Here is a 13,133-nt window from a genome sequence, read left to right as displayed (position 1 = left end):
AGACGGGCGCAGTCCTTGCGAGCGGAGCGAGGGCTCTGCGAGACGCGAAGCGTCTCGCTGAGTAAGCACTGACCGAACGCAGTGAGGGAAGCGCGCAGCAAGCCCCTCGACCGGAGACCAACGGGAGAGCTGCTCTCCCGAACATCGCGGAAGCTTCGCTTCCGCTCAACGCCAGGGGCTTTCGCGGTGTTCTCGATCGCACCGGTCCAGAAAACGAAACCGCACACTGTGTAGATATCTATCGAATCGATCGCAGAAGGTTTGACGATGCTGTTCCTACGTTCACACATGCGCCTCGAACCCGACACCACCGCGATCGTCGTCGTCGACATGCAAAACGGGTTCTGTCACCCGGACGGGTCGCTGTACGCGCCGGGCAGCGAGGAGGTCATCGAACCGATCGCCGACCTCGCCTCGCGAGCTCGCGAGGCGGGGGCGCGAATCGTCTTCACGCGGGACGTCCACCCGCCCGACCAGTTCGACGACAACCATTACTACGACGAGTTCGAGCGCTGGGGCGAGCACGTCCTCGAAGGGTCCTGGGAGGCCGAGGTCGTCGAGGACCTACCGGTCGAGGAGGCCGACCACGTCGTCGAGAAGCACACCTACGACGCGTTCCAGAAGACGGAGTTGGAAGGGTGGCTCCGCGCCCGCGGCGTCACGGACCTGGTCTTCGCCGGAACCCTCGCGAACGTCTGCGTCCTCCACACCGCCGGCAGCGCCGGCCTGCGCGATTTCCGGCCGATCCTGGTCGAGGACTGCATCGGCGCGATCGAGGACGAGCACCACGAGTACGCACTCGATCACGCCGACTGGCTGTTCGGCGAGATCGTCTCGCTCGACGATCTCGACTTCGTCGACTGAGTCCCGGCGAGGGGCGCGACGGCCGTCGATCGGCCTCCCTCGACGATCGCGTCGGCGCGGAACTGAGACTGTTTTCACCCTCGCGTTCTAACGCCCACCGATGACAGGAGTTCGGATCGGTCGAGACCGACAGGAAGCGGGGCGAATCGATCGAACGGCGACGGTGTTCGGCACGCGCATCCGGACAGGGGACGAGCGATGAACGCGCGGCGGCTCCGATCGATCTACGCGCTGGGGATCGGCCTGAACGTGATCGCGCTGGTGTACGCGGCGATGGACGGCTCGCCGCTGTTCGCGGTGACGTTCGGCCTCGTCGTCGTCTACCTCGGCCTCCGGTACTGGATGATCGGCCGGGACTGACCGGTTCCGACGGAGTTCGGCGCCGACGGAACCGATCGGACTCGCGCGACTCGAACGTCGCCGATCGGCCCACTCTCGGAAAGACGAGGCACCGAACCACAGGCTAATACTCCTCCGGGTTAGACGGCGAGTCATGGATCGTCAGCGACGGCTCGTCGTCGGCTACGTCGGTCTCGTCGTCGCCGTCCTGGCCGCCTACATCGCCATCTACAACTACGGGATGGCCGTCTGGGAGGGGAATCCGCAGCCGATCCACCGATCGGTTCAGGGGATCGTGCAGACGGTGACGACCGTCGGCTACGGCGGTGACGCCCCGCACACCAGCCCGCAGATGAACTACTTCCTCTCGATCGTCCAGCTTTCAAGTCTCGTGCTCATCTTCGCGGCGCTGCCGGTGCTCGTCGTGCCCCTGTTCGAGGACGCCTTCCGGACGACCGCGCCGACGGCCGTCAGCGGTCTCGAGGATCACATCGTCATCTGCAACTACGGCCCCCGGGAGGAGGTCCTGATCGAGGAACTCCTCCGCCGCGACGTCGACTACGTGATCGTCCACGCCGATCGGGACGTCGCGACGGACCTGTACACCGACGGCTACTCGGTGATCTACGGGAACCCCGAGCAGGACGAGACGCTCGAACGCGCCCGCCTCGAGCACGCGAGGACGTTGATCGTCGACATCGACGACGAGACGAATCCGAGCGTCCTGCTCGCCGGCTGGGAGGTCGATCCCGACGCTCGGGCGATCAGCATCGTCGAGGAGCCCGAGCGCGCCGACTACCACCGGTACGCCGGCGCGGATCACGTCTTCGCGCCGCGGGAAGCGCTCGGCGAGAACCTCGCGGACAAGGCTATCGGCGCGTTCTCCCCGGAGGCGGTCGAGGCCATCTCGATCGACGAGGAGTTCGAAGTCGCCGAATTCCCGCTTCAGAGCGGGAGCGAGCTGATCGGTCGGACGATCGTCGACAGCGGCATCCGCGAGCAGACGGGCGCGGCCGTCATCGGCGCGTGGTACCGCGGGACGTTCGAGAGTCCGCCGCCGGCCGACGCGCGGTTCGACGCCCGAAGTATCATCCTCGCGGCCGGCACCGAGCCCGAACTCGATCGGCTGAAAGAGATGACCCTCACGGAGCGGCGACCGCACCAAGGACACGTCGTGGTCGTCGGGATGGGCGTCGTCGGGCGGACGATCGCCGCCGAACTCGACGCCGCCGGGCTCTCGTACGCGACGGTCGATCTCGCGAGCGGGCCGGACGTCGACGTCGTCGGCGAGGCGACCGATCGGGACGTCCTGGAGGCCGCGGGCGCCGACGAGGCGGCGACTGTCGTCCTCGCGCTCCCGGACGACGCGGCGACCATCTTCGCCGCGTTCGTCGTTCGCGAACTGAATCCCGCCGTCGAACTCATCGCCCGGGCGGACAACGTCGAGAGCGTCTCCAAGCTGTACAGCGCCGGGGCGGACTACGCCCTCTCGCTCGCGACGGTCAGCGGCCGTATGCTCGCGTCGATCGTCCTCGACGAGCGGATCATCTCGCCGAGCACGCAGATCAAACTCGTCCGAACGCCGATCGCGATCGACGAGCCGCGATCGCTCGCGGACCTGCGCATCCGGAACCGGACCGGGTGTACCGTGGTCGTCGTCGAACGGGTCGACGAGGCGGTCACGGACCTCCACGGCGATTTCGTCGTCGAGCCGGGGGACGAACTCGTGGTCGCCGGCACCGACCCGAACATCGATCGGTTCCTGACGACGTTCGCCTGAGTCGGGCCCGTTCGCGGACGGTCGTCTCGCTCGCCGACGTAAAGAGCGTGTATCCGTTCAGCCCTAGTCCTATCGGGCGGAGGATCGATCGGTCTCCCGATGCTCGATTCGGTCCCCGCCTACGTCGAAGCGGCCATCTACTGCTACTTCGGCCTCGTGGCCGTCCTCGGTTGCTACCTGTATCACTGGCTCTGGCGGGACGCGCGATCGACCGAACGGGTCCGAGCGGAGGGGCGAGCGTAACTCGCCGCTCCTCGGAGCGCAGCCATCTCCGTCGACGGTTCCGGTGGCGATCGATCGCGGATCCCCGTCTCGATCACTCCTCCCGGAAGATCCGGTATGCCCCCTGGCCGGTCGCGACCTCGCGCGTCTCCCCGTCCGGCGTGGTGCTCTCGACCGTCACCTCGCTGACGCCGACGGTGCTGCCGACCCGGATCACGTCCGCCGTCGCCGTGAGATCGCCCGTCGCGGGTCGGAGGTAGTTGACGTTCAGGTTGATCGTCGCGATGTTCGCGGCGATCGGGTTCTCGAGGTCGGTCCGGAGGACGAACCCGCCCGCGGTGTCGATGAGCGTCGCCGCGATACCGCCGTGGATGTCCGGCCGGGCGTCCTCGTCGGCGTAGGGGCGGACGTTGGTCAGTTTGTCGTCATAGGGAATCGAGAGCGTCATCGTGCCAGGGCCGATGTCGTCGACGGTCGTCCCGATCCACGAGAGGAACTCCTGGTACTCCTCGATGTATCCCTGCAGCAGCGCCTCCAGGTCGTCGTAATCCTCGATCGAATCCGGTGGTTCCGGGCCCATGCCCCCTCGTCCGCTCGCGGCCCTTTTGACCCCTGCGCTTCGCGGGTTTCCCGTTGTCGACGGTTCATTCGAGTCGGGTCGCAGACGGGCCGACGCTTCGGGCGCGACGGTGGCACCGATCGTCGGCGACCACCGTCGCACTCGTGTCTACAGCCAGTTCGAATCGAAAACGCGGCCGATCGAGGAGAGACTGCTACTGCCAGTCGTCCAGTTCGGCGACCGCGGCTGCCGAGATCCACCGCGTCGACGGATGCGTGACGCTACACAGGATGAATACGCGGCCCGTGATCATGTAAAGTTCGTCACCGGGGATGGCCTCCGGTCCGGACATCCGTTCGCTCTCGCGCGGCGTATCGTCGGCGTTCGAAATGGTCATCGATCTTCCACTCGGTACTATACACCGGCGATCGAGATGACCTCGACGCTTGGTGTACCAAGGTCCTCGAACACGCCACGATTCGTCGATCCTGCGGTGAGTGGGTACGACCTCGCTCCACGGACGATCGGTCACCGCTGGGTCGTTGGTTCCGAGGTGAGGACCGTGTGTCGGGCGAGGTTTGCGACCGCGCGCCTGAGGCGCTCGGTCATCGCTTGACTCGAAATATCGAGTTCGTCGGCCAGGTCGGCCGTGGAACACTGCCGCGGAATGTCGTAGTATCCCCGGTCGACCGCGAGCGACAGCGCCTCGCGTTGCGCGTCGGTCAGCCCGAACCACGGGTCGTCCCCCGGTTCGGCGCCGTGAAATATCCGCTCGACGTGGATGTTGACGTCGTCGCGATCGCACCGGCGTCTGAATCCGGAGAGGTACTCGTGTTCGGCGAACCGGACGACGAACTCCCAGTGTTGGTCTCGACAGACGGCCCGGAGAATCTGTCCGCCGTAAGCCTCGATATCGTGGAAGACGGTGTCCGAATCGGGCTGCCACTCGATCGCGACCAGCGTCGCGTCGTCGAGCCGATCGACGATTTCGACGGTTTCGACGGCGCCGTGATCGCGGAGCGACTCGACGACCCGATCGGGCGTCTCGGCGTAGATCCAGAAGAACGGGATCGGCCGTTCGCCGCTCGGAACGAGCGTTTCGAGTTCCACGGTACTCTCGTCCTCGATGTGAAGCGCCATGCCGAATTCGGAGTGAACGACCGGCGTACGGAAGCGGAGGATGACAACCATTCCTCGACACCGTCTATGCGGTTCACGGTGTTAGTACCGTATGACCGAGAACGAAACAGTCGGCGGGCCGTGAACGATAGCCACGACGACCGTCATCGCCCGCACGATGGCCCGCCGCGAACCGCCACGTCGACTCGATCGCCCACCGCGAACGATCGATCCGGACAGATCAGCTTGGCGCCGAAGTCGGCATCGCGAGCGCAGAACAGCGACAGTCCGGTGATCGGCTCGCCGTTCGCAGTGACGGTCACGTCGTCCCAGGCGATCGCCCGACCGTCGACGACGCCGAGACGATCGCCGTTCAGCGAGACCGAATCGCCGTCCGCGACAGAACGCCCGCGGCCGAGCAGGCCGCCGCCGTCGTAGTGGGGGAGGCCGCCGTCGAGAACCCCGCCTGCGTCGAAGCGTCGTTCCTCGCCGCTCGGTGCACCGACGTCCGCGCGAACGCCGACGAACGTCTCGTCGGGGTCCGGGTGGGCGGGCGCGTCGAGGACGGCGTAGGTGTCGCCGGTCTCGACGACGGTTCCGGTCCCGTTCCACGCGAGCGGGCGAACGTCGATTCCGAGATCGATCGGGAGCGATCCCGACGCCCGGTAGGGGTCCCGATCGGGCGCCCGGAAGCCGACGTGAAGGTGGTTGTCGACCCACGGCGCGAAGAAGCCGGCGCGGACGAGGGCGCCGAGAGAATCGCCGCGATCGACGCGATCGCCCGCGTCAACCGACGGCTCGACGTGCAGCACGCGGGCCGTCATCCCCGCTACGTCGCCCGGCCCGTCGCACTCGAGCAGGATCAGGTGGTCGTGCTCGGGCGCGTAGGGTTTCGGCGGCGCCCTCACGGTCCGGGTCTCGATCACCGTTCCGGAGACCGGACTCGGCGCGGCGCTGGTTCTGCCGTCGCGAAGGGTGCCGGGGTACAGGTCGATCGCACGACCCTCGTCGTGGGCGCGGTACGGCGAGTTGTACAGCGAGAATCGTTCGTACTGGCTCAGCAGCGACGGGGGTAACGTGACGACCATCGAGACACCGGTGGGTCGCACGTGGGCGCCGGGAGCGTTTAGGTGCACCGGGACGAACGGCCCCCATGCGCGTGTTCCGCGGGCGGGCGCCGACGATCGACGCCGATCGCGATCTGAGCCGACGGCTCCTCTCGGTCGCGACCGGCGGCGAGCGCGCGGTTCGCGTCTGGCGCCCGCACCGGCAGGTCGCCTTCGGCCGCCGAGACACCCGTCGCGATGGCTACGAGCGAGCCGGCGAGGCCGCGCGGACGCACGGATTCCCGCCGGTCGAGCGCGACGTCGGCGGGCGAGCGGTCGCCTACGACGGGGAGACGACGATCGCGTTCGCGCGAGCCGAACCGATCGCGGACTTCCGCCAGGGGACGTCGGAGCGGTACGAGGCGCTTACGGCCGCGCTGGAGACGGTTCTCAGTGAGTCCGGACTCGACGTCGAGCGGGGCGAACCGGCCGACTCCTTCTGTCCCGGCACGCACTCGCTGTCGACGATCGGCGCCGCCGGAACCCGGCGGAAAGTCGTCGGGATCGCCCAGCGCGTTCGGCGCGACGCCGCGCTCGTCGCCGGCATCGTGCTCGTCGCCAACCGCGACGAACTCGCGGCCGTCCTCGACGCCGTCTACGACGCGCTCGGAGTCCCGTTCGATCCGTCGTCCGTCGGAAGCGTTCGGGACGGCGGCGAATCGACCGACCCCGACCGACTTCGACGGGCGGTCGAGGACGCGCTCGTCGACGCGGATCCCGACGCCGAGTCGATCGTCCTCGAGCGCGTCGACGAGACCGGCGAGCGGGGCGGTCCGCGGGACTCCTGATCCGGTTTACGCCCAGCCGATCGTCCGGCGTCCACAACCACTGCGTCTACGAGCTGCCGCGACGACGGGTTCGTCCGAGGAGCGACGGATCCGGCCCGTTGCTCCGTCTGGCGGCGATTCGAGCGGTCTCGTGGGCCGTCGAGTCGGGAACCGTATCACCGCTCCGTCTTGCGATACTTCGTTCTTGAAAATGGTCGGAAAATATATGGCCTGCGCCGGAACACGTCTGAACGCCGGTGGCGTCCCGCCGGGTCGGACGGCCCGGTGCGGTCTCGACAGGGAACAGGGACACGGATCGTGCGAGCGGAGCGGTTCTCGCCTCGCACGCGGCGTCACCGCGGGACGAGCGTTCTCCGGATGCCTCCGCAGCGACCTGGAGCCGAGCGTCCGCCGATCGGCGATCCGCGACGCGATCGAGCGCCGCTCCGAAACCGATCGGTACCGAGGTCGACACGCGTTACTCGGTAGCATCGGAGACATGGTTTTTGGTAATCACACATAGACATAAGTGAGTGTGGCACGATTCGTCACATGGAAGCCGTACGCGGTCGCCGCTCGGGACGGACAGCGAACCGTCTCCGGCGCACCGCCGCGACGCAGCTTCCGAGTTACCGATCGAAGCCATGGTTGCACACGTTTCGCCGGGGGAAGCCTGTCGACCGAAACCGCCGAATCGCTCGCCGCGACCGCCCGCAGCCCCGCGCCGTCGCCGGCCGCGAGACGAGGCGCGATCACGATGAGCGACGATCTCGAGGCGGGCAACCAGGCGTGGCCGTTCGTCAATTGCCCCTACTGTTCGACGCCGATCTCGATCGTCACCGTCATCGGCCCGACGGACGGGATCGCGGCCCCCTGTGGCTGTCGCGTGTCTCCCGCCTTTTTCGAGGACGTGTAGCCATCAGGATCCATCCACATTATCCGCACGACCGGACGAACACTCGTCGCCCTGTCCCGCGGCCCGTCCGGCGGAGGGTCGCTACTCCTCGTCCTGTTCCCGCAATTCTTCGCTCGCCGCCCGGACCTCCCGCATCACCGACGAGATGCGCTCTTCGGCCTCGAGTTCCTCCTCGACGGAGAGATCGACGCCCTCGACCTCGAGGAGGAACTTCGCGACCTCCGTCGCCTCGTACATCACGTCGTCGAGCTCTTCGGCGGTGAAGAAGTCGCACATCGCGCCGTACAGAAAGGTCGCGCCGGCCTTGCGCACCTTCTCCTCGAACGAAGATCGCGCCTGGTTGACCGCCTGGGGTGTGTACGTGTCGGTCATGAAGGGGACGAGTTCGGGCAGGTTTTCCCCGATCTTGGTCATCTCGACGCCCGTCTCCGTCCGAAAGTCCGAGCAGAGCCGGGCGATCGCCCATTCGCGGGCCGTGACGTACGTTCGATCGCGGAGGAACTCGTTGACCCGATCGTACTGGGCGCCGTCCATCTTCTTGAAGCGGGCGTACTTTCGGACGTCCTCAGGGACGTCGGATCCCTCCGGCTCGGGGTCCGGAACGCCCGGCATCGCCGCGCTCTCCGCGTCGGCGGCGGCGTCGCGCTCGGTCGCGTCCGTCTCGGCGGCCGTCGCGTCGGTTTCGTCGACGGCAGTGCCGTCGTCACCGTCGTCGCGGGCCTCCGTCGGAGTCTCGGCATCCGCAGCCGTTCCGACCGATCGATCGCCGTCGCGGTCCGGCCGATCGGGCCCGGACCGATCGACTGTCTCGTTGCCGTCCATAGAGTGGCATTCCGAAACGGAACGCAAAAGGGTTCCCTTCGATTCTCGCCGTCGATCAGACCGTAGTGGAATGGATATGCGACCGCCTTGAACACCACGAAAGCCCCTGGGCCGCTCGACTCCCAGGACTCGCTGCGCTCCTCACTTCGCTGCGGTGCTTACTTCGTCCGGGATCGCCGAGCGGCCCAGCCCCTTTCATTCCCACCCACAGTGGCTGACCGGCAAGCCGACACGGGTGGGAATGAAAGCCCCTGCCGGTTTCCGGGAAGACGGACGAAGTAAGCACTGACCGAACGAAGTGAGGGAAGCGCGCAGCGAGGCCCTCGACCGGAAACCGGCAGGGGCTTTCGTGGTGTTCTCGAATGCGGCTGCTCGGAGCACCATTCGAATGTGAACGGAGCCGATCGCCCGAGATAGCGGGGAAACCGACCCTTAGAGTTCGAGCCGTTCGACTTCCTCCCAGGTCGTCTCGTCGAGGACGACGACCTCGCTCTCGCCGAAGACGTAGAGGTAGTCGTCGACGTACATCGCGCGGGTGCCGTGGCCGCCGACGTCGACGCGGGCGACCTCTTCGAGTTCGCCGCCCTCGTAGCTGAACACGTAGCTGTGTTCGCTGCCGGGGACGAAGAAGACGCCGTGCTCTTCGTCCTGCAGGAAGGCGGTGTGCGTTCGGCTGACGTCGCTGTAGTGCTCGTCGTCGAGGATCACTGAGTCGCGTTCGATCGGGTCCGCGGGATCGGTCACGTCGAACAGCGAGAGTTTGGGCTGGCGCTCCTCCTGGCCGACGCCGAGTACGAGGTCCTCTTCGAGCGGATGGAGGTACTCGGAGAAGCCCGGCAGTTTGAGTTCGCCGTCGACGGTCGGGTTCGTCGGATCGGAGAGGTTGAGCGTGTAAAACGGATCGATCTCTCGGAAGGTGACGACGTACCCCTCGTCGCCCTCGAAGCGGACGGAGTAGATCCGCTCGTCGACGCCGAGGCCCGTCACCTCGCCGACGACCTCCATGTTCGAATCGAGGACGTAGACGTCGTTTTCGGAGTCGACGCCGTGGCTTCCGGGGATCGTCGTCGCGATGCGGACGTGGTCGTCGTGTTCGTCCATCGAGAACTGGTTGAGCGGATAACCCGGTACCTCGCCGCTGCCGTCGGCGGTCAGGTTGTCGGCGGTGATATCGATCCTGACGATCCCGGTTCGGGTGAGGTTCCGGTGGTTTTCTTCGACGTACGACTTCAGACCCTCGTCCAAGCGTTGTCGGGCGTCCCTGCGTTCGTCGTCGTCCATCCCCTGGAACCAGTCGTCGAGGATCTCGCGGAGCTCGACGGTCTTCGCGCGGTGGGAGATGTCGAGCTCGTCGAGCGTCCGGAGGCGATCGCGGGTCTCCCGGTCGAACAGGTCGGCGGCGTCGCCGCTCGCCAGGTACGACTGCATGAGGTCGTACTCGGGGGTCGAGCGGGTGTACGAGAGGTAGATCGCGTTCTCGGAGACGTACGTCGCCGCGTGGCGCTGGGAGCCGACGACGCTCTCCTCGCTCTCGACGTCTCCAGACGCCGGCTCGACGCGCATCGCGGTGTAGACGACGTCGGCGTCGGACGGCGCGTTCGGTCGGACGATGTCGGTGCAGTCGATGGGCTCGCCCTCGAGCGGTTCGATCGGACACGGGTTGCTACCCGGCCGATCGACGAGGACGAGGTAGAGGTCGCCGTCGTAGAGGCGCGCGGTCTCGATCCGCGCGTCGAGGGTCTTGCGCCACAGTTCCTCGGGGTTCGCCGGGTCGCTCACGTCGTAGCCGGCGACCTGGTCGTGGCCGAGGACGACGAGCGTGTCGTTGGCGAGCAGTAGCTGGCCCGAGATCGGGATCGAGCCGACGGTCTCCGGATTCGCGGGATCGCGCACGTCGACGACGGACGTCTCGTCCCAGCGCGAGACGTACCGGACGTTCGCGTAGTAGACCGACTCGCCGTCGGTCTTCAGGACGTCCGGCTCGTCGAGCGCCGCCTCCTGGACGTTCGTTTCGGAGTGGCGACGATCGCCGGCGGCCTCGTCGCCTGACGAAGAGCGGGCGGCGGCAGCGTCACCGTCGGCACCGTTCGCGCCGCCGCCGTCGTCAGCCGCTTCAGCGGCGTCTGTTTCGACCGCTGCGTCGTCAGCACCGCCGCTCGTGTTCGTCGACCCGCCCATGATGTAGGCGCCCGATCGATCGTTCTGGAAGTACGCGGCGAACGCCTCGTCGGACTCGAACGTCGAGAGTTCGGGGGCATCCGAGCCGTCAAGCGGGGTTCGGTCGGATTCCGGTTCCTCTCGCTCCGCGCTTGCGGTCGGCGTTCCGTCGAACACGCCCGCGAGTCCGGCACCGATCGCCGACCCGACGAGCAACGCGGCGAGCGCGATCGCGAGTACCGTCGTTCTATCTGCCATGTACGAGCTATCGTATCACTGTGATAAACAAACAGCGGTAGGTGAAACGCCGATTTCACCAAGTAGAGCGCGTAAACCGCGAGCCCGTCCCGTAGAGTTGTACCGGATTTAAGTTCGTGAAGGACATCCGGTACGGTATGACACAGACACCGGTCATCGTCGAGGCAGTTCGAACGCCGCAGGGGAAAGAAGACGGCGTCTTCGCCGACGTTCGCAGCGAAGACCTCTCGGTGCCGCTGATCGACGAGATTCTCGCGGAGACGGGGCTCTCGGGCGAGGAGATCGACGACCTCATGTGGGGCTGCGCGCAGCAGCGCGGCGAGCAGGGCAACAACCTGGCCCGCGTCATCGCCCTCCTGTCCGAACTGGGTGAGAACGTCCCCGCGACGACGATCAACCGCTGGTGCGCCTCCTCGATGCAGGCGGTCATCTCCGCGTCGGACGCGATCGCCGCGGGGAACCGCGACGCCGTCATCGCCGGCGGCGTGGAGTCGATGAGCCGGGTTCCAATGGGCGAGAACACCCATAACGTCCACCCGCGACTGGCCGAACTCTACAACATCGGCGAGCTCCAGATGGGGATGACCGCCGAGAAGGTCGCCGAGGAGTACGACGTCAGCCGCGAGAAACAGGACGAGTACGCCGCCCGGAGCCAACAGCGCGCCGCCGAGGCGACCGAGGAGGGTCGGTTCGACGGCGAGATCGTCCCGATCGAGACCGAGGACGGTACCGTCTCCGAGGACGAGGGCATCCGACCGGGGACCACGAAGGAGAAGTTGGCCGAACTGCCGACGGTCTTCAAGTCCGACGGGACCGTCACGCCCGGCAACGCCTCCCAGATCTCCGACGGGGCGTCGGCCCTGCTGGTGACGAGCGAGGCGTTCGCCGAGGAGCACGACCTCGAAATCCTCGCCGAGGTCGGCATGAACAACGTCGCCGGCGTCGACCCGACCGTGATGGGGATCGGCCCGGTGCCCGCCACCCGCGGCTTGCTCGAGCGCAACGGCCGCGATATCGAGGAGTACGATCTCGTGGAACTCAACGAGGCGTTCGCCAGCCAGGCCGTCTACTCTCGGGACGAACTCGGCGCCGATCCCGAGCGGTTCAACGTCAACGGCGGCGCGATCGCGCTCGGCCACCCGCTGGGCGCCTCCGGCGCGCGCCTGCCCGTGACGCTGATCCACGAACTGCGACGCCGGGACGGCGGACTCGGCCTCGCGACGCTCTGCGTCGGCTTCGGTCAGGGTGCAGCGATCGAGTTCGAGGTTAACTGAGGCGATCGATCTGAGCCTTTTGGACCAGATTTTGCGAGGGCGCTCACGAACGAAGTGAGTGAGTCGGCCGAGACAAAAGGTGGTCGCGCCAGGGTGCAGCGATCGAGTTCGAGGTTAACTGAGGCGATCGATCGACGATCTACTATCGGACCCTCGGCCTCCCGCCGGAGAAAAAATCACGCAGCGGCAGCGCGCCTAGAGCAACTCGCTAGAGTTGAGATCGGGAACCGTTACGTTTGGTTCCTCGACTTCGGGCTCTTCGACTTCAGGCTCTTCGACTTCGGGTTCTTCGATCTCGGGCACCTCCGGTGCGACCGTGTCATCGATCGGGAGGTCGTCGGGAGCCGTGATCTCCTCCGTCTCCTCGTCGACCTCGGCGTCCTCCTGCTCGTCGACTTCGTTGTTCGAGTCGTCTTCGACGACTTCGGTAGTCTCGTCCGACTCGTTGCTAACCTGTTCGATACCGTCCGTCTGTGCGGCCGCCGTTCCGGCACCGAGGGTCATCGCGAGGAGGCCGACTGCGATCGCGACGATGAGCACCGTTCGTCTCGCCGTACCGCGTCCTATCCGAGTCATAAGGTGATTTGCCCCGCAGGGCAACGGCAGCGTCACCGACGACCGGAATAAATCGACCAAACCGTTCGACGCTGGAATAACGGGTTTCGCCGCTGAAAGCGAACCCAAACCTGCGAAGGAGTCCGGAAAGCGCCGTGCGGGATCCCCGTCCTGTCAGAACGATTGAACGCGAACCGCGGCTCGTTTCGCCGACGTAGCGTGTGGTTAACTGGGTTCAGCGGCCCGCATTCGTGTATCGAGTCGAACGACCGCGTCGAACGAGCCGGAACGCCGACTCGTTTGGCGGAGAGACTCGACGACTCCCCGCACCGATCGGCGTCGGTCGCGGGCGCGTTCCGACCGTCATCCGACCCGGAGGGTGATTTTGTACCTTC

At 66.6% G+C, this 13,133-nt stretch carries 14 protein-coding genes; 7 read left to right on the top strand and 7 right to left on the bottom strand.

Translation table 11 applies throughout. The annotated features are described in order from the left end of the window. Positions 1–288: 288 nt before the first annotated feature. The 4 genes from MUH00_RS09265 to MUH00_RS09250 all read left to right on the top strand — a co-directional run bounded on the left by MUH00_RS09265 (position 289) and on the right by MUH00_RS09250 (position 3,226). Positions 289–864: a cysteine hydrolase family protein gene (locus tag MUH00_RS09265; protein ID WP_247003938.1), complete on the top strand. Its 576-nt coding sequence runs from the start codon at positions 289–291 to the stop codon at positions 862–864. A gap of 198 nt (positions 865–1,062) precedes the next feature. Further along, positions 1,063–1,224, top strand: a complete 162-nt coding sequence (locus MUH00_RS09260) for a hypothetical protein (protein ID WP_247003809.1) — start codon at positions 1,063–1,065, stop codon at positions 1,222–1,224. A gap of 133 nt (positions 1,225–1,357) precedes the next feature. Then, complete coding sequence (locus MUH00_RS09255; RefSeq protein WP_247003808.1) at positions 1,358–2,983, top strand: potassium channel family protein; 1,626 nt, start codon at positions 1,358–1,360, stop codon at positions 2,981–2,983. A 99-nt stretch (positions 2,984–3,082) separates the two neighbouring features. Continuing rightward, positions 3,083–3,226: a hypothetical protein gene (locus tag MUH00_RS09250; protein WP_247003807.1), complete on the top strand. Its 144-nt coding sequence runs from the start codon at positions 3,083–3,085 to the stop codon at positions 3,224–3,226. A gap of 73 nt (positions 3,227–3,299) precedes the next feature. On the opposite strand, the gene MUH00_RS09245 is transcribed toward MUH00_RS09250, so the two are convergent. The 4 genes from MUH00_RS09245 to MUH00_RS09230 all read right to left on the bottom strand — a co-directional run bounded on the left by MUH00_RS09245 (position 3,300) and on the right by MUH00_RS09230 (position 5,971). Next, positions 3,300–3,785 (bottom strand): PaaI family thioesterase, encoded by a 486-nt coding sequence (locus MUH00_RS09245; protein WP_247003806.1) that lies wholly within the window; start codon positions 3,783–3,785, stop codon positions 3,300–3,302. 193 nt (positions 3,786–3,978) lie between these two features. Beyond that, complete coding sequence (locus MUH00_RS09240) at positions 3,979–4,161, bottom strand: hypothetical protein (RefSeq protein WP_247003805.1); 183 nt, start codon at positions 4,159–4,161, stop codon at positions 3,979–3,981. Positions 4,162–4,292: 131 nt separating this feature from the next. After that, positions 4,293–4,955, bottom strand: a complete 663-nt coding sequence (locus MUH00_RS09235; protein ID WP_247003804.1) for a helix-turn-helix domain-containing protein — start codon at positions 4,953–4,955, stop codon at positions 4,293–4,295. A 92-nt stretch (positions 4,956–5,047) separates the two neighbouring features. Beyond that, on the bottom strand, positions 5,048–5,971 hold the full coding sequence (locus MUH00_RS09230) for a DUF8155 domain-containing protein (RefSeq protein WP_247003803.1): 924 nt from the start codon (positions 5,969–5,971) through the stop codon (positions 5,048–5,050). A gap of 65 nt (positions 5,972–6,036) precedes the next feature. On the opposite strand from MUH00_RS09230, the gene MUH00_RS09225 reads away from it, so the two are divergent. Together MUH00_RS09225 and MUH00_RS09220 are read left to right on the top strand one after the other, a co-directional pair. Continuing rightward, a complete protein-coding gene (locus MUH00_RS09225) occupies positions 6,037–6,777 on the top strand; it encodes a lipoate--protein ligase family protein (protein WP_247003802.1) in 741 nt (246 codons plus the stop codon). A gap of 736 nt (positions 6,778–7,513) precedes the next feature. After that, a complete protein-coding gene (locus MUH00_RS09220; RefSeq protein WP_247003801.1) occupies positions 7,514–7,672 on the top strand; it encodes a hypothetical protein in 159 nt (52 codons plus the stop codon). An 81-nt stretch (positions 7,673–7,753) separates the two neighbouring features. Here the strand turns inward: MUH00_RS09220 and MUH00_RS09215 are convergent, their stop codons facing one another. Together MUH00_RS09215 and MUH00_RS09210 are read right to left on the bottom strand one after the other, a co-directional pair. Next, positions 7,754–8,494, bottom strand: a complete 741-nt coding sequence (locus tag MUH00_RS09215) for a DUF5806 family protein (protein WP_247003800.1) — start codon at positions 8,492–8,494, stop codon at positions 7,754–7,756. Positions 8,495–8,926: 432 nt separating this feature from the next. Continuing rightward, positions 8,927–10,909 (bottom strand): beta-propeller domain-containing protein, encoded by a 1,983-nt coding sequence (locus tag MUH00_RS09210; RefSeq protein ID WP_247003799.1) that lies wholly within the window; start codon positions 10,907–10,909, stop codon positions 8,927–8,929. Positions 10,910–11,046: 137 nt separating this feature from the next. Between MUH00_RS09210 and MUH00_RS09205 the strand changes: the two genes are divergently transcribed. After that, a complete protein-coding gene (locus tag MUH00_RS09205; RefSeq protein ID WP_247003798.1) occupies positions 11,047–12,183 on the top strand; it encodes a thiolase family protein in 1,137 nt (378 codons plus the stop codon). Positions 12,184–12,378: 195 nt separating this feature from the next. Here the strand turns inward: MUH00_RS09205 and MUH00_RS09200 are convergent, their stop codons facing one another. Next, positions 12,379–12,759, bottom strand: coding sequence for a hypothetical protein (locus MUH00_RS09200; RefSeq protein ID WP_247003797.1), 381 nt, complete (start codon positions 12,757–12,759; stop codon positions 12,379–12,381). Positions 12,760–13,133 lie beyond the last annotated feature (374 nt).

The sequence above is a fragment of the Halosolutus gelatinilyticus genome (assembly GCF_023028105.1).
Taxonomy (GTDB): domain Archaea; phylum Halobacteriota; class Halobacteria; order Halobacteriales; family Natrialbaceae; genus Halosolutus; species Halosolutus gelatinilyticus.
This window is presented reverse-complemented; position numbering and strand designations above follow the sequence as displayed.